The sequence below is a fragment of the Rufibacter sp. JT3400010 genome, assembly GCF_054956755.1.
Genome location: NZ_JBUDXA010000001.1, coordinates 92722 through 111272, shown reverse-complemented (window position 1 = coordinate 111272; position 18551 = coordinate 92722). Strand labels below are relative to the sequence as shown.

The window sequence follows — 18551 nt, the reverse complement described above, 5'->3', positions numbered from 1 at the left end:
GCGAGTGAATAATAAACGTTTAAGCCTTTTTCCTAAGTGGTTAACCTAAAAATGTTCTGTTCTCTCGCACCATTCTGCGCAGCAAAGGGCTGGTTCGGTAGCGATCTTCGTGGTACTCGTGGTACAGATTATCCAGCGTCTCCAGCACTTTTTCAAGGCCTAGTTCATCGGCCCAGGCCAACAAGCCTTTGGGATAATTCACGCCTTTGGTCATGGCCAGTTCCAGGTCTTCTTTGGAAGCGACATTCAAGGCCAAAGCATCTACGGCTTCGTTGATGAGCATGACCAGAATGCGTTGGAGAATGGTTCGGCCCAAGGCTTCGTCTTTGTTAGGTTCGGGAGCCAGAGCACCTTCGCGGTAATCATAGAAGCCTCGCCCTGATTTCCGCCCGAAGTAGCCTGCCTCAAACAACCTTTTCTGGGTGAAAGAAGGTTTGTAGCGGGGGTCGTAGAAAAAGGACGTGAACACCGATTCGGTGACGCGGTAATTCACGTCATGGCCAATGAAGTCCATGAGGGTGAACGGGCCCATCTTGAAGCCGCCCAGTTCCGTCATGGCCCAGTCAATGGTGGCGATGTCCGCAATGCCTTCCTCTAGAATACGCAGGGCTTCGCCGTAGAACGGACGGGCCACGCGGTTCACTATGAAGCCCGGCATGTCTTTGGCGAGCACCGGCGTTTTGCCCCAAGACTCCACTATTTCTTTTATTTCCTGGGCCAGGCCCTCCTGAGTTTGCACCGCCTGAATCACCTCCACCAGCGGCATAAGCGGGGCTGGGTTGAAAAAGTGAATCCCAATGAAGCGCTCCGGTTTCTCACACGCTGAAGCGATGGAGGTGATAGACAAGGAGGAAGTGTTGGTAGCCAAGATACAATCCTGGGGTACAATCATTTCCAGCTCCCGGAATAAGTTTTGCTTCACCTCCAGGTCTTCTACTACCGCTTCCAGCACCAGGTCACAGTCACCGAAGTCCTGGTAGGATTCCGTGAAGTGCAGCCGGTCGGTGATGTCCATGACGGCAATTTCTGAGAGCTTACCTTTGGACGAAAGTTTCCCCAAGGCTTTCTTAATCTGCTGCGCGGCACGCTCCAGCGCCTGGGTGTTCTTGTCCAGTAAATGGACTTTGTGCCCCGCCGTGGCGATGACCTGGGCAATGCCGGCCCCCATGGCCCCACTGCCAATAATACCTACTATCATTGTCCTGTGAAATTAGGTTTTCGTTTCTGGATGAAGGCTTCAACCCCTTCCTGGAAATCCTGGGTCTTACCGGCTTTCTGCTGGTACACCGCTTCCTGTTGCAGTTGTTCGTCCAGCGTGTTCCCGAAGGTCTGGTTCAGGAGTTGTTTGGTGTACGCCAACCCTTTAGTAGGCATTTTGGCCAGATTCTGCGCCAACGTTTTGACCTCATTTTCAAAAATATCGTCAGGAAACACTTTATAAATCATGCCCATCTGTACGGCTTCATGGGCGCTCACCTTTTCCCCCGTCATCATCAAAGCCGAAGCCCGTTGCAAGCCGATTAGCCGGGGAAGGAAAAACGTACCGGCGCTGTCTGGGATTAGCCCAATTTTGCTGAAAGCCTGAATAAACGAGGCAGATTCTTTAGCGACTACGATGTCACAGGCCAAGGCCAAATTGGCCCCCGCCCCGGCGGCTACTCCGTTCACGGCAGCTATAATGGGTTTGTTCAATTCTCGCAACAGCAGGATGATGGGGTTGTAATGCTGCACTACAATCTCAGAGATTTCCATGCTGTAAGGACCGGTTGCCTCTGCCAGGTCTTGTCCGGCGCAGAAGGCTTTACCCTCACCGGTGAGCAGCACGGCGCGCACTTCCTCACTTTCGGCGATGGAGCGCAGGTGCTCTTGTAGAGCCAGCGCCATCTCACGGTTGAAGCTGTTGAAGACGTTGGGCCGGTTCAGGGTAAGCGTGGCCACGCCGTTTTCCAGGGAGTATTTGAGGTAGTCAGTTTGATTCATAGGTTTATTTGAGGCACTTGAAATAGTCAAAGGGTTCCAGGCAGTCATGGCATTGGTAATGGGCCTTGCAGGAAGTGGAGCCGAACTGACTAGTCAATTTGGTGTTTTCTGATTTACAAAGCGGGCAACGCACCACTGGGTCGCGACCGAAGAGCGCGTGAATGTCCCCGTTGGGTTCAACGGGCGGCGCGATGCCGTATTCCTCCAGCTTTTGCTTGCCTTCGGACGTGAGCCAGTCGGTGGTCCAGGCGGGACTGAGTTGGAGGTCCACGGCCACGTTTTTGAAACCTTCGGAGAGCAATTTCATCTTCACATCGGCGGCAATGGTGTTCATGGCCGGGCACCCCGAATACGTGGGCGTGATGGTCACCTGCACCCGGCCGTCTTCCTGCACCTGCACCTGGCGCAATACACCCAAGTCTAGAATGCTCAAGACTGGAATCTCCGGGTCAGAGACCTCTTCCAGCAACTGCCATATTTTCTCTTCGGTAGTCAATTTTGGGGTATCAAGTAGCACGTATCAGGTAGCAAGACAAAGGAAATTCCTGTGTTAATCAATTTCTGTTTTAAGCATCTTTTCTGGTAATCGGCTCCGAAACGGAAAGTACGACTACCACTCCAGACCCGGATAGGTTCTTTGCAGGTATTGCAGTTCAGTAAGTATGTAGCCCAGGTGTTCTGAGTGACGGCCGGTTTTGCCGCCTTTCTGCATGAACACATTCTGCGGAACCTCCAGCATGGCTTCAGAAAAGACTTTGGTTACGTGGGCTTCCCATTGAGGCAGAAGAGTGGCGTAGTCTGGAATAATACCCGCCTGGGCGAGTTGCTGCTCAGTATCCGTCATGTGGAAGAGCTCACCGGAGAACATCCAGAGGTTGTCAATGGCTTTCTGGATGCGTCGTCTGCTTTCCTCGGTACCATCGCCCAACCGGATAACCCATTCTGAGCTCCACTTGAGGTGGTAGCTGGCCTCTTTGAACGACTTGGCTGCGATACCTGCCAACCGTTGGTCAGAACTGTTTTGAAGGTCTTTCAGCAAAAAGAAGTGAAAACCGTCAAAGAGAAACTGCCGCAGTACCGTATCTCCGAAATCGCCGTTGGGTTGCTCCACCAGCAGGGGGTTCTTGTATTCCACTGCATCCCGCAGGTAGGCCAAATCATCTTCAGTGCGGCCTTTGCCTTCCAGTTCTGCGGCATACTGGTAGAGGCTGCGGGTTTCGCCAATTAAATCCAGCGCGATGTTGGCCATGGCTAGGTCCTGCTCCAGAATCGGCCCGTGGCCGCACCACTCAGACAGGCGGTGGCCCAGAATTAGGCTGGTATCCGCGAGTTGCAAGGTGTAGTCCAGCAGCAGTGCCCGCAGTTCCGGCGAATAGTCCTGCACCGCAGGGGTTTGGGTATGTTGAAGGTCCATGGCGCTTACATGTTTTTGATTTCCGCGGGCACCTCATAAAAGGTGGGGTGGCGGTACACTTTGTCGTTGGCCGGGTCAAAGAAAGCGGCGGCCTCGTCTGGGTTAGACGCGTGGATGTACTTGGACTCCACCACCCAAATGCTCACCCCTTCCATGCGGCGGGTATAGACATCGCGGGCGTTCTGAATCGCCATCTCGGCATCTGCGGCGTGCAGGCTGCCTACGTGTTTATGGTCAAGGCCTTGTTTGCTTCTAATGAAGACTTCCCACAGGGGCCATTCTTTTTGCTGGCTCATGGATTGATTGAGAGATTGAGTGGTTGAATGAGAGAATGAAATGCAGGAGTTAGGCCGTTGCTTCGCGTTGGGCACGTTTCTGGGCGTGGGCTAAGGCCGCTTCGCGTACCCAAGCACCTTCTTGGTGGGCTTTCACGCGGGTGCTGATGCGGTCTTTATTGCAGGGGCCGTTGCCTTTTACCACGTTCCAGAATTCTTCCCAGTCCACGTCCCCAAAGTCGTAGCCGTTTTTGGCTTCGTTCCACTTCAGGTCTTTGTCGGGCACGGTCAAGCCCAGGAACTCGGCCTGCGGCACCATCATGTCCACGAAGCGTTGGCGCAGTTCATCATTGGTGAACCGTTTGATTTTCCAGCGCATGGACTGCTCGGTATTGGGCGATTCAGAGTCCTTCGGCCCGAACATCATGAGCGTAGGCCACCACCAACGGTTGAAGGCTTCCTGCGCCATTTTCTTTTGGGCGGGTGCTCCGTTGCACAAGGACATCATAATCTCGAAACCCTGGCGCTGGTGGAAGCTTTCCTCCTTGCACACCCGCACCATCGCCCGCGCATAAGGTCCGTAGGATGTTCTAATCAAAGGCACCTGGTTCATTATGGCGGCACCGTCCACCAGCCAGCCAATGGCTCCTATATCGGCCCAGGACAAGGTAGGATAGTTAAAGATGCTGGAGTATTTGGCTTTACCCGAATGCAGGTCAGCAATCATCTGGTCACGGGAGGTGCCCAGAGTCTCTGCTGCGCTGTACAGGTAAAGTCCGTGCCCCGCTTCGTCCTGCACTTTGGAGAGCAGAATGGCTTTGCGCTTGAGCGATGGGGCACGGGTAATCCAGTTGCCTTCGGGCAGCATGCCTACAATCTCGGAGTGGGCGTGCTGCGAAATTTGGCGCACCAGCGTCTTGCGGTATTGCTCCGGCATCCAGTCCTTCGGCTCTATGCGGATGTCGTTCGCGATCTTCTCTTCAAATACTTCTTCCAGTGATTTCTCTATGATCGTTTCCATACCTTTCTAACAGTTGTACTGATACTTACGTTTCTTGAAGGCCTTGCGGCAGATGTTTCCGTTTCGGAGCCGTTTTTCTGAAAATTGGCTCCTAAACAGAATATTTCTTTGTAGGGGCAATCCCTTGTGGTTGCCCTTTGCGGTTGTCACTGGTATTAGGGCAACCACAAGGGATTGCCCCTACAGGTTTATTGGTCAAAATCCACTACTACTCTTTCGGTAAGCGGACGGGCCTGGCAGGTGAGAATGTAGCCGGCGGCCACTTCATCGGGTTCCAGGGAGTAGTTGACGTCCATTTCCACTTCGCCTTCCAGCACTTTGGCGCGGCAAGTGCTGCAGACGCCGCCCTTGCAGGAATACGGCACATCGGCGCCGGTCTCGGCAGCCGCGTCCAAGATGGTGTTGCCGTAGTACGACATCTCCAGGTTGAGGTAATTGCCGTCCAGTTTCACCTGCACCTTGCTTTTCTTGTCTTCATGCCCCAAGGCGTTTTCGGCCCGTTTTTGGGATTTCTGCCCTGAATCAGCGGTGGTGAACAGTTCAAAGTGGATGCGTTCTTTGGGCACGCCGGCTTCTTCCAGCGCTTCCTTCGCCCCGAAGATCATTTCCTCCGGTCCACATAAGAAGCACTCGTCTATTTCCTCGGCTTTGATGATTTTCTCTAGAAACAGCTGGGTTTTCTGCTTGTCAATCCGCCCGAAGTTCAGATCTGTATCGCCGTGTTCACGGCTGAGCACGTGGTAGAGGCTGAAGCGGTTCAGGAATTTGTTCTTGAGGCCTTCAATCTCTTCCTTGAACATGATGGAGTTGCGCCCGCGGTTGCCGTACAGCAGCAGCACCTGGCTTTTGGGTTCGCAGAGCAGCACGGTTTTGATGATGGAGAGAATGGGCGTAATGCCGCTGCCCGCCGCCACCATCACGTAGCTTTTCTGCTGCTCGGGATGCAGTTGAGTGTAGAACTTGCCCATGGGCGGCATTACCTCCAGTTCCTCGCCGGGTTGCAGCGCCTCATTGGCGAAGGAAGAGAATCGGCCCTCGGGCACTTTCTTGATGGCCACTTTCCAGATATTCTCCAGCGGACTGGAACAGATGGAGTATGACCTCCGGAGTTCTTCGCCGTTATGGTGCCGCCGGAACGTGAGGTATTGCCCCTGCGTGTAGCGGAAGGTGTCTTTCAATTCGTCGGGCACGTCCAGTGTCACGGTCACGCAGTCGTGCGTTTCGCGCTGAACCTGCTTTATCTTTACTTTATGAAATCTGCTCATAGGTTTGTGTTCTCTAACCCCCTGAATAAAATGGTGAGGATAGACTCTTCTAATTCCTGGGTAGAAATCCCGCGGTTAGGCTTCCACCAGAGTTCCACCCACCGCACTGCTGATAGCAGCGTGAACAGCGCCACCGAGGTGTTCACCGGTTTCAGTTCGCCCGCCTTCACGCCGTTTTCTATCAAAGCCAATAAACTCTTCTCATACTGACTTCTCAAGCCTTTGAATTCCTGCAACGTCTCCTCCGAAAGGTACTTCCAGTCATTGTTGGTGACGGACACCTCAGGGCCTTTGGTCGTCATCAGATGAATGTGCAGCCGGATGAGGTCTTTGATTTTTTGGGTAAAAGGAAGCGCTGCCTGCTCTATCTCCGCTAACTGCGTCACATATGTATGGGCAATACCGAAGCAGATGGTTTTCAGGATTTCGTCTTTGGAACTGATGTAGTGGTACATGGTGGCGGCATCCATCCCAACCTGCTCGGCCAAATCACGCATAGACGTTCCCCCGAAGCCTTTCTGTTTGAAAAGCTTGGCGGCCTCTTCTATGATGCCTTCGCGCCGAATGTCTTTCTTTTTTCGTGTTTTGTCCACTTGTTCTTCTGCAAAGAGGTTTGGTTAAGCGCCTGTTCTCAGGCAACAGCATAAAACTATAAGCAGATTTAAAACAAGTATACTGAGTTATGTTATAAAAGTCAAATGTTTGTTTGATTTTCTTTTTAGGTAATTTTAGGGAAGCTTCACCTACCCTCTCTGCTGAAGCGGGGAACCCACTGACGCATTTATGGCTATTTTGTGTAAACGGACCGCAAACGACTTTGGCACAGACGCTCCTCCTCTTGGCCAATCTCCCTCCATCTATGATGTTCTTTCAAGATTAACTCATCCCAGATTCTGACAGCAGAGCTACAATTTCCAGCTCAGAATGACTTTCTTATATCTCCCTCAGATAACCTTGACCACTATTGACTCAGGCGTTAGTATATTTTTATATAATATTAAAAAAATCCTAATTGAAATTCAGCCCAAATATTCCAAAACATTTTCTTTTCGTTTGTAGTAGAGAAGAAAAATCTAGTTTACTTCTTACCAACTTTTTACCTTCTTCAGCACCTAAACCTCTGGAAAGCTTTCTGTATAAGCTGAAGGGGATTGTTTTGGGAAAACGGGGAAAATTCAGTTTTCATCGTTTTTAATAAGTACAATTATTTACCTCTTACTTAATTCTCACCTATGTTTCACCTTTACTATTTGATGTATGAAGAAAGTACTAACCGTTATATGGGCAGCCTTGCTGCTGGGCCACCAGTCTCTTGCACAGGCTATCATTGATTCGCATCTAATTCAGGCACTTCAAACAGCGACTGCACCAGTACAAGTGGTGGTTACATTTACAGGTAATGGAGCGCCTACCCCAACCCACCTCCAACTTTTAAACACCTTGGGTTTAACCAAAGGGGTATTGTTCAAGAGCGTACCCATGGCTGGGCTTCTTGCTACTCCCGCGCAAGTAGAGGCTCTGTCTAAAAGCCCTTATGTCAAATCTGTTTACCTGAACAAGAAACTCACCTATTTCAATAGTAATAGCACCCACATTACAGGAGTGCAACGCTTGCGCACAGATCCAACTTTTATCTCTAAGAACAAAGGAGTACCGGTTTCTGGCAAAGGGGTGGGGGTCATGATCAATGACAGCGGCGTAGACGGCACCCACGAAGACATTAAACTGGGAAATCACTTGGTACAGAATGTTTTGGGCTCCATCAATCTAAACTCCCTTTCTACTTTACTTCCGGTTACTTATCTGGAAAACGTGCCAAATACAGATACTAACTCAGGGCATGGCACCCATTGCGCAGGTACGGTAGGCGGAAACGGCGCAAGATCAAGTGGAGAATATGCCGGGGCTGCTCCCGGAGCTAATCTGATAGGGTATGGTTCTGGCGCTGCCTTGTTTATTCTGGATGCCATTGGGGGCTATGATTACGCTTTAACGCACCAATACCAGTACGGCATTAGAGTAATCAGTAATTCCTGGGGTACCAGTGGCGACTTTGACCCAGCCGATCCGGTGAACGTGATTTCTAAAAAGGCTTATGACCTTGGTATAGTGTCTGTGTTTGCCGCCGGAAATGATGGCCCCAGTTCAGATACGCACAACCCGTATGCCATTGCTCCTTGGGTAATATCTGTGGGAGCGGGAGATAAATTCGGGAAATTGGCTGATTTCTCTTCCAGAGGGGTGAAAGGTGAAGGCGGAAGCTTTACCGTGAACGGGGAAAACTGGCAATACGAGAACCGACCTACCCTTGTAGCGCCTGGGGTTGATGTGGTTTCTACCAGAGCCATTGCACCGGTGGCTTCCTTATCTGTGCAGATGGATGCCGAGTTACTGGAACCTGCCTATATTCCCTTTTATACGCACATGAGCGGAACGTCAATGGCAACTCCGCACGTAGCAGGTATAGTAGCATTAATGCTGGAGGCGAACTCTTCGCTCACCCCTGCCCAGGTAAAGGAGATCCTACAGAAAACAGCAACCAACATGCCGGGGTATGACTCCTGGGAAGTAGGTGCGGGTTATGTAAATGCGTATGCCGCTATTGACAACATTTACAGAAATACTGCCTTTGGGTCTTACCTGAATTACAACCGGAAGTTCTACAGCACGGTGAACACTTCCACAGAAACTCAGAATTTCAGCATTAACTTCAACCCTATTCTGACTACCGGAAATCAAATCACCTTTCAGGTGGCTCCCGGCACCAACAGCTTAGAAGCTAAATTCAATGCGACCGGTTTGCTGGGCCAAACCGGAAACCCTGTAAATCTGATTTTACTATCTCCCAGTGGGCAAGAGTATCGCTCCGGTATTCCAGTGACCTTTGTGTTGTACCCAGACCGGGGAATGGCAGTGGCCTCTCCAGAGCCGGGCACCTGGACTCTGAAAGCCGAAGGCTTGAACGGAGTGGCATTCCCAGAAACAATAAACGGAACGCTCATCAGAACGCAGACCACCGGCACTAGTGGTCTTGGCGATATAGCTGGTCATCCCGCTGAGGCTTCCATCAAAATGGCAGTTTCTAAACGCCTGGTAGATGCTTTAGGCAATGGTTTTAAACCCAATGAAACTTTGAAGCGCATTCAGCTGGCTGAGTATTTAATGATGGGGCAAGGTGTCCGGCAATATAAGCCCACTACTGGCGCAACATCTGTGAATGACGTGAGCGGCGCCCAGTTGCTGCTGGCAGAATCGGTTTTAGCCAAAGGAGCCGCTCTCAAAGATCGGACCCAAATCTACCAAGGAGTAATGCAAACCTCCTCTACAGGTAAGTTCAATCCTTATGGCACAGTTACCCGGGCACAGTTAGCCTATTCATTGGTACAGTCTTTAGGGTTAGAAGAGTTTGCGGCACAACGCAATGGGCAGAAAGTAACCGTGACAGTAGATGGCAAAACGTACCCGTTAGATGACGCAGCCACCATTCCGGCGGGGCTTGAAGGTTATGTGAGTGTGGCGTTAGAGCTAAACCTCATAAATGCTTTTTACACCGTAAGCCAGGGGCCGTTTGACTTGCTGCCTAAACTGCATGCCAGCTTCAAACCATTGCAGAATGTTACCCGCGGCGAGTTTGCTGTGATTGTCACCCGTACCCATGACAGTTGGAACGCCGGTATGCAACCAGTAGCTACCAATTCAGCTGCCCTGCTAGGAATTCCCGCACAGGAAAACGGCAAAAACTTTTCTTATCCCAACCCCTTTTCAGGTAGCACTACTATCTCCTACTCACTGGAGACAGCTGGATATGTAACTGTTGAGGTATATAACCTGCAGGGTGGTAAAGTGCGCACCCTGGTAGCTGAAGAGAAAGCAGCCGGTACGTACACAGTACCTTTTCAGGCAGGCAATCTTCCTACTGGTACTTATCTCTACAAGGTGTCTACTTCTGGAAAAGAGATCAGCAATAAAATGGTACTGACGAAATAATACTTACTTTAATAAAAATAAGCGAGGTTCCTGTACAAGGGACCTCGCTTATTTTTTACAGTCTAAAGGTGCTTTCAAAATGGTTTTAGTACGAAGGAAAAATATTTTTTCTTTTAAAAAGATACTTTTGAACGTTTTTTTTACTTACTTGGTACTACCTGTATAATTAAAAACAATATGAACAACGGTAAAGTAAAATTCTTTAACTCCGAAAAAGGCTTCGGTTTCATTAAAGACAGCAATTCAAACCAAGAGTATTTCGTACACGTTTCTGGTTTGGTAGACGAAATCAGAGAAAATGACGAAGTTACATTTGAACTGAAAGAAGGCAAAAAAGGGCTAAACGCAGTAAACGTTAGACTCGCTTAGTCTTTAGTCATAAAGACATTGAATTAAAGCCTTGCCCTTTGGCAAGGCTTTTTTTATGCCCTTTGGTGAACTGTTTTCACGCCATTTTCTGTAAAACAAGCCCTAAACAAGATTCTGCTAATCCCTAAGAGTTTGGCAACACTTTCACTATTCTCAAAGTCACTCATCTTGGCAAAAGTAGTTTTTTACCAATACTCCTACAATTCGGACCACTTTCTGTATTTCATGCTATCCTGCCCACCAACTTTACATCTTTTACGTTAGTTAGAACATTCCACTTACACCACTACTCAACTCAACAACAGTGCAGCATACCAAAGACAAAGAAGCCATTCTTCACCTTTATAATAAAATTCTGCCCCAACTGGCAGAGCGCATCTATCAAAATTTAACAGAGGTATTCCCGCTTTTTGATGATTTCAATCTGGAGAAAGTGGTTGATACCTGGACCAAAGACCCCAACAACTACTCAGACCAGGAGATCAGTATAGACAATGGCAACGTGCAACAAGTGGGACTTCGGCTGCGGCTCAATGGTTTCCACCGGGCCGGAACTCAAACCTTCGATTTAAGCAAAGAGCTGGTATTTAAGTTAGCGTATTACACGTACCAGATTGGTCCAGACAAAAGTACCTCCTGGCTGGAAAAAGCTTATTTACAAGCTTGGTCTGGCCCTGAAATAGATGAAATAGCTGAGCGTCTGGCCGAAGAGGTAATTGAGGAAATCACCCAAAAATTGCAAAGTTTTTAATAGTTCATTTGATCTGCAGTTCTAATTGCACTCTCTTGATAAATGTGAATTTCTGCAAAAAAGACTGCCTGTCAAAGACTTATCTTCTGGTTGCATAGTCCAAAATTTAAAAAAGTATAACTGAATTCACTTTAAAAGCCTCTTAAAAGATTTTTGGGAGGCTTTTCTATCTTATCTTATCAGCAGTTTTTTTAACTGGAACAAAGAAATTAATTGCTTCTTAACTTTGTTCTGATGCTTTAGATTTAGTATTTTCCAAAGTTGTTTCTAGTATTGCTAATACAGTTATAGAGTTAACTACTTCATCTATGGACAATATTTATGGTAGTCACCTTAAGTCACATCAGTATTTTGCGCCAACAGAACAGTTGTCAGTAGCTAATCTGGTGCTTGCCATTCGGTTGAATCGGTTGGGGCATTCTTTAGATTATATTACAGATTTTGTCTCCGGTTCTTGGAACATGATGCCCTTGGCACCAGACATGCAAGCTCCTTGTCCAGAACTCACTTTACCCGGCAGAAATAAGAAATAGCTTTCTAGCAATGGTTTGTAAGGCTAATCAAGAGTGCCACTTCAGAGTACCTCCTTTTCTCTTAACATCATACTGGAAAGCACCTGTCTAGCTGGCAAAAAATCCTTCAGCAATGGTACTCTTTACCTGATTCTTCGCTAGATTTACTCAAAAGCCATCTGCCCATGCTTCCTCCCAATGACGATGAAGGCTTCGCCGTGCCTGAGCAACTCCCGTTGTACTTGAAAGGGCGGGAGATATTCAGCCTTACCAAAAAAATTGTGGCCTTGATTGAAGAGGAGAACGAAGTCCTTTCTTCTCTGAAGGAATTCATGTTGCTGGATGCTTCCTTCTTAACCGTGAAAGTTGCCGGCGCCGAGGCCGCTGATCTCTATGATTTACGCATGGAAAACGCTACCCTCATCAGGAAAGCGGCCCAAGACCTCCTCTCCCATTGCCATAGCCTGGAAATGTTCGGGTTTAAGGATGTCCATTATTTTCAACTGCTGCGCGATGCCGTAGAAGAATACCGCTTTCTGTTTGTGGACTGGGTACAAGGCTTTGACCAGTGGAACTACATCACCGACCGTTGGGGCCTGTTCAATCCGCCAGGCATTCAACCCCATGATGCTGAAGACGACGGTTTTTGACCCAACCTCTCCAGTTCTTTACCCATTCATCATCGTCTCATTCCATCAGAAATTCTCTTTTTGGCAGTTTTTGCAAAACCATTTTAAAAACCCTCCGCTGGCGCGAGCCCCCGGCTCGTGTCCGCACGCGTACATGATCCTCTTATGCAACTCAGCAAGGAAGAGTTCAGCTATGCCTGCGGACACGAGCGTGGGCCCGCCGCAGCGGAGGAGTCTGCATGGAAAAAGCTGAAATTATACTGCGTCCGTATTGGATAGTTGCTTACCTGAATCCACATTACTTTAGTTAAAACAGCCCTAAAAAACGCAGTAAAGGTTATTTACCTACTGTCAGAATCAAGCAGCCTGTTTCAATCCTGCTGGTCAGAGCCTTTGATAGGAAATAAATTGATCGGATTGAGAAGGGACATGCAACCTTTCAGGTGGTAGGTGGCTCTTGCTTGAAAGGCGTTTCTTTTTAGACATTAACTTATCCTCTAACTACACGTGTATGCAGAAAAAATCTACTCCTTTTTTTCAGCTGACATTCCTTTGGCTGGTCTTGCTTAATGGGCTGTTGCTGGGCTCTTGTACCGATGACTGTCAGTCTACCATCACTTACACGGTCTATGTACCGGTGTATATGACCAAAGCCGAACTCAAGAACTCGGTTAAAATTGAAGCGCCCCGAGAGTTGCAAAAGCCCGGAAAAATCTACTCATATGGGCATTATCTTTTCGTGAATGAGCAGCAGGAAGGCATCCATATCATTGACAACAGCAATCCGGCTGCGCCCCAACGACTCAGCTTTATCGCCATACCAGGCAATGTAGACCTGGCGGTAAAAGGAGATTTCCTGTACGCAGATAACTACATAGATCTGGTTGTTATGGACATCTCCAATCCTTTGACGGTAAAACTTCTAAACCGGGTTGAAAACATTTTCACCATCAACAACACCTTCATCAGCGCGCAGACGGAGACGTTTATAGCGAAATACAACGAAAAAGTAGTGACAGAACCATACCAGGGAGACTGCGATGGTAATAACCAAGGAGTAGTCTTTTTTGATAATGTGGGTTCAGGAGGATTTCAGCTAAACTCATCAAAAGCACCTTTGAGTACCGCTCCCGGCGGAAAAGGAGGTTCTATGGCTAGGTTTACCATTACCGGAGATCATCTTTACGCCGTGAATGCCAGCTCTTTGCAGTTATTTGACATTTCAGACCAGGCGCATCCGCAGAGAGGAAATACCATTCAGTTGGGCTGGGGCATAGAAACCATCTTCCCGTACCAGGACAAGCTCTTCATTGGTTCTACCACGGGCATGCACATCTATGACAACAGCAACCCGTCTAATCCGGTACGTTTGTCTACCTATGCGCACGTAAACAGCTGTGACCCGGTGGTGGTAGACGGAGACTTGGCCTGGGTGACTTTACGTTCTGGGAACGCGTGCAATGGCTTCACCAATCAACTGGAAGTGATCAACATTAAAGATGCGCGTAACCCGCAACATGTAAAAACTTATCCTATGCAAAACCCGCATGGGTTGGGCATTGACCAATCTTTGCTTTTCCTCTGTGAAGGCACCTACGGGCTGAAAATCTTTGATATCAAAAATCCGTTGCAAGTGACAGACAATCTGCGCAAGCACTTCCAGAATTTACATGCCTATGATGTGATTCCGCTGGGGAGCACGCTTCTTATGGTGGGGGATGATGGTTTGTACCAGTACGATTACAGCAACCCGACTGATATTAAACTAGTGAGCAAAATTCCGGTTAAACCTGCCCAATCTTAAATGAAGAAATTGCTTTTTGCTCTCCTCCCCTGGCTGCTGCTGTTAACTTCCGCCGCCCAAGCGCAGGAAAATAACCACGCAGTGGAAGCTCCCGGCAGATACCAGGGCAGCATTGAACTAGGTTTCCTGTACCAGGATAACAAAGACAATGCCCCTTCCACCGCAGATACATCACCTACCGTTACCATCTTCAACGGGTACCGTTTTCACCGTCTTTTTAGTCTAGGAGTCACTACGGGTTTGGATTTATACAACCAGGTCCTGGTTACTCCAATTGCACTCGGCCTGCGTGGCACCTTGCTGAACACCCGCGTGAGCCCTTTCTATAGTGTAGATGCCGGTTACGGAACCACCTTCCTGAGCGATGAATCTGATCAGATTGAAAATAAAGGCGGCTGGATGTTCAACCCTGCTTTGGGCATGCGCGTGTCTACCGGAAACAATACCGCCTTCAGCTTCAGTCTGGGCTACAAAACCCAACGCGCCACCACCAAAGAACCCCTACCCTGGAATAACAACGCTATTATCACTGAAGAGCATTCCTTCAAAAGGCTATCGGCGCGTATAGGTTTTATGTTTTAGGCGGGTAGGGACTTAATAAGCTATTTGTTCCTGTTTAAGGGCTGATATTCTAAAATCAGCCCTTAAACAGGAACTTACTTTTTACACCAGTGAAGCACGTTAGCGGAAGTCTTGCCCCGCGAAGCTTGCAAAGTATGATCATTTTAGTAGCTTTATTTCCTCTGTTCCACTCTACGAATGATCTATGCCGAAAATCTCTTTTCCTGATCTGCAACAGCATGTATTAGCTAGATTAAAGCAAGGGTTGTCTCCTTTGTTAACCTATCATTCGGTGGCCCATACCTTAGATGTGCTCACCCAGGTGGAAGCTATTGCGAAGGAAGAGGCTGTCACAGATGAGGAAGAACTTCTGCTGTTAAAAACCGGCGCCTTGTACCATGACACCGGCTTTCTGGAAACGTACCAGCAGCACGAAGAAAAAGGAGTAGAACTTGCCAAGATGGAGTTGCCCCAATTTGGGTTCACGCCCGCTCAGGTAAACACCATCTGCGGCCTGATCATGGCTACCAAAATACCGCAAAATCCTGAGACGAAGCTCCAGCAGATCATGTGTGACGCTGACCTGGATTACCTGGGCCGCTCTGATTTCTTCGAGATTGGGAATGAGCTTTACCTGGAGTTCTTACGCTACGGGGTAGTGACCAATGAAGTGGAATGGAACCAGTTGCAGGTGCGTTTTTTGGAGAGCCATCGGTTTTTCACCTTGTTTTCAAAAAATAAACGCGAAGCACAAAAACAGATTCACCTGAACATGATCAGGGCTAAGCTCCCGCACTAGTCGTTTCCTTCTCCACCATTTTTATGTCCATCTGCCGGAGCCGTCGGCACAGGGTTTTCAGGATTCCTTTCAGAACCTCGGCATTGGAAATCATGATCTCGTAGAAGGGTTCCTGGTCCAGTTTGAGCAGGATGGTTTCTTCTAGAGTAGTGGCACTGGCAGAGCGGGGTTCGGCATCCAGAATGGAGAGTTCGCCCAGAATCTCGTTTTCTTCTAAGGTGGCAAAGGTGTGGTCTGCATCGTGGATACGCACTTTCCCTTTGTAAATGAAGTACATGCTGTCTCCCTGGTCGCCTTTGGCGAAAAGTTGGGTATTTGCCTCCAGGTGGATCTCTTTCAAGGCTCCCGCCAGTTCCACCAAATCCGCTTCTGGCGTGTCATGGAAAATTTCAGAAGAGTGCAGGGTGAGTACTTTTTCTATCAATAACATTTTTCAGAGGTGGTAAGCTGGGATAAGACATAGCCTCTGGTTTGCGCAAACAATTCATCAGAGGCGTTAGTAGTTTTTAGCACCGGGGCCAGATCATAGGCAGGTACTTGCAGCATGCAGTAGCAGGCAACAGACTTGGTCCAGGCAGAGCAACCCGCCGGATTTTGGGTGACAATTTCTTTGAGAAGCTGAGGCACGTCCCAATTCCTTTTTTCGCCGCTGCTGAGCAGGTGTTTGTCTTTGTCCAGTTGGTAGTCCAGCAACGCTTCCAGCGGAATGAAATACCTCTTGGGGATCAGTTCTTCCAGCATTTCTATGGCGTTGGCTAGCTTATGCTCGGCACCTAAAGAAAGGAGATCCATTACCCGGTTAATCTGCTGGCGGTCATACAGCAAAGCCAATCCTTTCAAGAGTTTTTGGCAGTCCTGCTTCAGTTCTGAGGCCAGAGAAGTCACCAGCAAAGGCAGTTGTTTCTCCTGCACCAAAGATTGATGGTACAGCGCCTTTTGCCGGCTTTGCCCTAGTTTGTTTTTGAGCCATCCTTCTACCAATTCTTTGTCTCCGGAGGTTAAAAGAGCGTTTTTAGACCACAACGCCTCCAGAGTTTCGTCCTGTACTGCAACCTGTTGTTGGCTTAAAAAAGGAAGTAAAAATCTGGTAGATACGTCACCTTTCACCTTGCTGGCTCCTTTGATAAACGACGACAGAACCTCGCCCTCCACAAGGGAAACCGGCATGTGCTGCGGCGTGAAGTATTGGTCTCCCAGATGCACCACCGCTTTCTGCAAAGAATAAAAATACTTCTGTTCCTGGGCCACCTTTACCGCCATGGGCAGCAGTTGAACTGCTTTCACCTTTCCCACCGTTTCCATGGCTTTCTTGGCCACTTGAGTGACGGAGTCTTGCAAGAGTAACTCCAGCATAGGAACAAAGGCCGAGTTGGTAAAAGACGAAAGGATATCTAAAGCAGCCATTCGTTCGGGTACACTTTCGCTTTTGGCTAGCTGCGCCAAAGACCCAAAAGCAAGCTGCTGGGCTGCTTCCTCTTTCCGCATGAATAAACCGGTTAAAGCACCTTTTTGCACCTCCAGGTTAGTTGTTTGAGGCAAAGCCTGGGGGCTAGTGCTCAGGTAATAGTAGGCTTGGATAAAGGCAGGTTGGTTACTTTCCAGTTCCAGTTGGGAAAGACGCTGTTCAATCAAAGGCAAGGCTTCGGGTAAGTGCAGGGCGGTCACTCGGGAGAGCACATACTTCGTAACCCCCTCTGACGGACTGTTCAGGAGCGGCAACAACCTTTCTTTTAATTTGCTATACCCCGATCGCTCCAGCAATTCCAGCGCAAGAATGACCTCTTTGGGATTAGCGCTTTCCAGTTTCTGCAACAGCAGATTGCGTACGGGTTTGTCGTTCAGGAACAATTCTGAACCCGTGAAATAGCCTTTTTTGAGGGCGTTCACCAGGGTGTGGAGGTATTCTTTTTTAATCAGGAAAACGGAGGTAATCCAGATGACCTGTAAACCCACCAAAATCTGGCAAACGGTCACAATGGAGATTCCCTGGTTGTAATATTTGTACACCGCCAGAAATCCGCCCGTTATAAATAAGGCAAAAGGCATGGTGTAGCCCTTGGAGATAAGGTGTCCTTTTAACCGGGAATGCGGATCTAAGGGCTGAAACAACACAAAGAACGCGGGCTCCTGCACCGCCGATTTCAGTACTTCAGACAGCAGCACCATAATCCCGAACGTGTACAGAATGGTTTGCTCGCTTTCTCCCGGAATGAGCATAAAAGCAGAGATGAGCAGCAAAATGACCGGCGCAATAAGCAGCGAATTGGAAAGACCCAAGCGACTGATCATGCGGCTACTAAATACCAGCTTGATGAGCAAAGCCAGCACTCGGCCTACGGCGAAGAAAACCGCAATAAAAGTAGCCAGTTGCGGGCTGCTGGTGAACCTTGATTTTACTTCGGCTAACAGCGTGTAATCCAGTAAGGAGGAGACTGTAAAGGCAATCAACGAGAAGATGGTGATGCTGAATATGAGCCGGTTCTGGAAAAAGCGGGAGATAAAAGAAGCATCATGGTTGTTGGCAGGTCCGTGGGATTCTTTATGGTCCGGGGTGTGGCTGTGGTCGCCAGGCTCGTGCACAGAGATGGCCTGGTGCTCAAACTTCTTCAGGAAATAATAGGCTAAGACAAAACCGGCAATGGAAAACCAAAGCAAGTTCTCTACCCCCAGCACCGGTGCCAGCACAGAAACAGCCGTGTAGCCCATTAATTTGGCCGGAATATCACCGGCGCCCACCACTGAAAAAAGCCTTTTACTTTCGCGTACATTGAAAATGATAGCGGCCATGCCCCAGAAGGCGTATCCTACTAGCATGTAGACTACCATGTTCCAGGCAGACAGCACAAACGGCAGCCAGTTGGCGCCCAGAAAGGAAACACCCGCCCAGGTAAGCAGAATGGAAACGGTAGAGAAAATGATAATGGCCTGCAACACCTTTTTCGCCGGAAGGCTCGCCTCCAGTTTGGCATAGAAGGTATTGGCAATCAAGAGCAGCCCCGCCGAAACCAGGTACACTTTCGGGATTTCCCGTACCTCAAAGGTGTGCAGAAACATGGCAAGGGTACTGGTAAACAGAAAAGCCGTGGCAATACCCAAAAAGAACTGAACCAAAAACAACTGCTTCACCACTTTGGCTTCGGCAGGTTTTATATTTAACAGCAAATTGATTTTGCTATTCATCATC

18 protein-coding genes are annotated in these 18551 nt (G+C 48.7%); 8 read left to right on the top strand and 10 right to left on the bottom strand.

All coding sequences use genetic code 11. The features are described 5' to 3' along the window. Window positions 1–40: 40 nt before the first annotated feature. The 8 genes from ACY0JR_RS00440 to ACY0JR_RS00405 all read right to left on the bottom strand — a co-directional run bounded on the left by ACY0JR_RS00440 (window position 41) and on the right by ACY0JR_RS00405 (window position 6548). A complete protein-coding gene (locus ACY0JR_RS00440; protein ID WP_462631816.1) occupies window positions 41–1198 on the bottom strand; it encodes a 3-hydroxyacyl-CoA dehydrogenase NAD-binding domain-containing protein in 1158 nt (385 codons plus the stop codon). Next, a complete protein-coding gene (locus tag ACY0JR_RS00435) occupies window positions 1195–1980 on the bottom strand; it encodes an enoyl-CoA hydratase-related protein (protein ID WP_462631815.1) in 786 nt (261 codons plus the stop codon). The genes ACY0JR_RS00440 and ACY0JR_RS00435 overlap by 4 nt, the downstream gene beginning before the upstream one ends. Window positions 1981–1984: 4 nt before the next feature. Next, window positions 1985–2497, bottom strand: a complete 513-nt coding sequence (gene paaD / locus ACY0JR_RS00430; RefSeq protein ID WP_462631814.1) for a 1,2-phenylacetyl-CoA epoxidase subunit PaaD — start codon at window positions 2495–2497, stop codon at window positions 1985–1987. Window positions 2498–2590: 93 nt separating this feature from the next. Next, a complete protein-coding gene (gene paaC, locus ACY0JR_RS00425; RefSeq protein ID WP_462631813.1) occupies window positions 2591–3394 on the bottom strand; it encodes a 1,2-phenylacetyl-CoA epoxidase subunit PaaC in 804 nt (267 codons plus the stop codon). Window positions 3395–3399: 5 nt separating this feature from the next. Next, a complete protein-coding gene (gene paaB / locus ACY0JR_RS00420) occupies window positions 3400–3690 on the bottom strand; it encodes a 1,2-phenylacetyl-CoA epoxidase subunit PaaB (RefSeq protein ID WP_462631812.1) in 291 nt (96 codons plus the stop codon). Between the two features lie 49 nt (window positions 3691–3739). After that, complete coding sequence (gene paaA, locus ACY0JR_RS00415; protein ID WP_462631811.1) at window positions 3740–4690, bottom strand: 1,2-phenylacetyl-CoA epoxidase subunit PaaA; 951 nt, start codon at window positions 4688–4690, stop codon at window positions 3740–3742. A 188-nt stretch (window positions 4691–4878) separates the two neighbouring features. Further along, on the bottom strand, window positions 4879–5955 hold the full coding sequence (paaE, locus tag ACY0JR_RS00410; RefSeq protein ID WP_462631810.1) for a 1,2-phenylacetyl-CoA epoxidase subunit PaaE: 1077 nt from the start codon (window positions 5953–5955) through the stop codon (window positions 4879–4881). After that, window positions 5952–6548 (bottom strand): TetR/AcrR family transcriptional regulator, encoded by a 597-nt coding sequence (locus tag ACY0JR_RS00405; protein WP_462631809.1) that lies wholly within the window; start codon window positions 6546–6548, stop codon window positions 5952–5954. The genes paaE and ACY0JR_RS00405 overlap by 4 nt, the downstream gene beginning before the upstream one ends. A gap of 664 nt (window positions 6549–7212) precedes the next feature. Between ACY0JR_RS00405 and ACY0JR_RS00400 the strand changes: the two genes are divergently transcribed. The 8 genes from ACY0JR_RS00400 to ACY0JR_RS00365 all read left to right on the top strand — a co-directional run bounded on the left by ACY0JR_RS00400 (window position 7213) and on the right by ACY0JR_RS00365 (window position 15367). Beyond that, on the top strand, window positions 7213–9942 hold the full coding sequence (locus tag ACY0JR_RS00400) for a S8 family serine peptidase (RefSeq protein ID WP_462631808.1): 2730 nt from the start codon (window positions 7213–7215) through the stop codon (window positions 9940–9942). A 177-nt stretch (window positions 9943–10119) separates the two neighbouring features. Next, entirely contained in the window at window positions 10120–10311 is a 192-nt protein-coding gene (locus tag ACY0JR_RS00395) for a cold-shock protein (RefSeq protein ID WP_062545120.1), read from the top strand. Window positions 10312–10615: 304 nt separating this feature from the next. Next, window positions 10616–11062, top strand: coding sequence for a hypothetical protein (locus ACY0JR_RS00390; protein WP_462631807.1), 447 nt, complete (start codon window positions 10616–10618; stop codon window positions 11060–11062). A 308-nt stretch (window positions 11063–11370) separates the two neighbouring features. Continuing rightward, entirely contained in the window at window positions 11371–11595 is a 225-nt protein-coding gene (locus tag ACY0JR_RS00385; RefSeq protein WP_462631806.1) for a hypothetical protein, read from the top strand. Between the two features lie 164 nt (window positions 11596–11759). After that, window positions 11760–12224, top strand: coding sequence for a hypothetical protein (locus ACY0JR_RS00380; protein ID WP_462631805.1), 465 nt, complete (start codon window positions 11760–11762; stop codon window positions 12222–12224). 490 nt (window positions 12225–12714) lie between these two features. Beyond that, window positions 12715–14007 (top strand): LVIVD repeat-containing protein, encoded by a 1293-nt coding sequence (locus ACY0JR_RS00375; RefSeq protein WP_462631804.1) that lies wholly within the window; start codon window positions 12715–12717, stop codon window positions 14005–14007. Beyond that, window positions 14008–14589: a hypothetical protein gene (locus tag ACY0JR_RS00370; protein WP_462631803.1), complete on the top strand. Its 582-nt coding sequence runs from the start codon at window positions 14008–14010 to the stop codon at window positions 14587–14589. Window positions 14590–14773: 184 nt separating this feature from the next. Beyond that, window positions 14774–15367, top strand: a complete 594-nt coding sequence (locus ACY0JR_RS00365) for an HD domain-containing protein (protein ID WP_462631802.1) — start codon at window positions 14774–14776, stop codon at window positions 15365–15367. Here ACY0JR_RS00365 and ACY0JR_RS00360 read toward each other — a convergent pair. Both ACY0JR_RS00360 and ACY0JR_RS00355 read right to left on the bottom strand, forming a co-directional pair. Further along, a complete protein-coding gene (locus ACY0JR_RS00360) occupies window positions 15351–15797 on the bottom strand; it encodes a Crp/Fnr family transcriptional regulator (RefSeq protein ID WP_462631801.1) in 447 nt (148 codons plus the stop codon). The genes ACY0JR_RS00365 and ACY0JR_RS00360 overlap by 17 nt on opposite strands. Further along, window positions 15788–18550 carry a hypothetical protein gene (locus ACY0JR_RS00355; RefSeq protein ID WP_462631800.1) on the bottom strand — a complete coding sequence of 921 codons (2763 nt, stop codon included), beginning with the start codon at window positions 18548–18550 and terminating at the stop codon, window positions 15788–15790. Before ACY0JR_RS00355 ends, ACY0JR_RS00360 begins: the two co-directional genes overlap by 10 nt. Between the last annotated feature and the right edge of the window lies 1 nt (window position 18551).

Bases quoted from the DNA above. Each gene is read 5' to 3' on its own strand.
- ACY0JR_RS00440 (WP_462631816.1), bottom strand. From the start codon at position 1,198: ATGATAGTAGGTATTATTGGCAGTGGGGCCATGGGGGCCGGCATTGCC.
- ACY0JR_RS00365 (WP_462631802.1), top strand. From the start codon at position 14,774: ATGCCGAAAATCTCTTTTCCTGATCTGCAACAGCATGTATTAGCTAGA.
- ACY0JR_RS00355 (WP_462631800.1), bottom strand. From the start codon at position 18,550: ATGATGAATAGCAAAATCAATTTGCTGTTAAATATAAAACCTGCCGAA.
- paaB (WP_462631812.1), bottom strand. From the start codon at position 3,690: ATGAGCCAGCAAAAAGAATGGCCCCTGTGGGAAGTCTTCATTAGAAGC.
- paaC (WP_462631813.1), bottom strand. From the start codon at position 3,394: ATGGACCTTCAACATACCCAAACCCCTGCGGTGCAGGACTATTCGCCG.
- ACY0JR_RS00360 (WP_462631801.1), bottom strand. From the start codon at position 15,797: ATGTTATTGATAGAAAAAGTACTCACCCTGCACTCTTCTGAAATTTTC.
- ACY0JR_RS00370 (WP_462631803.1), top strand. From the start codon at position 14,008: ATGAAGAAATTGCTTTTTGCTCTCCTCCCCTGGCTGCTGCTGTTAACT.
- ACY0JR_RS00375 (WP_462631804.1), top strand. From the start codon at position 12,715: ATGCAGAAAAAATCTACTCCTTTTTTTCAGCTGACATTCCTTTGGCTG.
- paaE (WP_462631810.1), bottom strand. From the start codon at position 5,955: ATGAGCAGATTTCATAAAGTAAAGATAAAGCAGGTTCAGCGCGAAACG.
- ACY0JR_RS00435 (WP_462631815.1), bottom strand. From the start codon at position 1,980: ATGAATCAAACTGACTACCTCAAATACTCCCTGGAAAACGGCGTGGCC.
- ACY0JR_RS00380 (WP_462631805.1), top strand. From the start codon at position 11,760: ATGCTTCCTCCCAATGACGATGAAGGCTTCGCCGTGCCTGAGCAACTC.
- ACY0JR_RS00400 (WP_462631808.1), top strand. From the start codon at position 7,213: ATGAAGAAAGTACTAACCGTTATATGGGCAGCCTTGCTGCTGGGCCAC.
- paaA (WP_462631811.1), bottom strand. From the start codon at position 4,690: ATGGAAACGATCATAGAGAAATCACTGGAAGAAGTATTTGAAGAGAAG.
- ACY0JR_RS00385 (WP_462631806.1), top strand. From the start codon at position 11,371: ATGGACAATATTTATGGTAGTCACCTTAAGTCACATCAGTATTTTGCG.
- ACY0JR_RS00395 (WP_062545120.1), top strand. From the start codon at position 10,120: ATGAACAACGGTAAAGTAAAATTCTTTAACTCCGAAAAAGGCTTCGGT.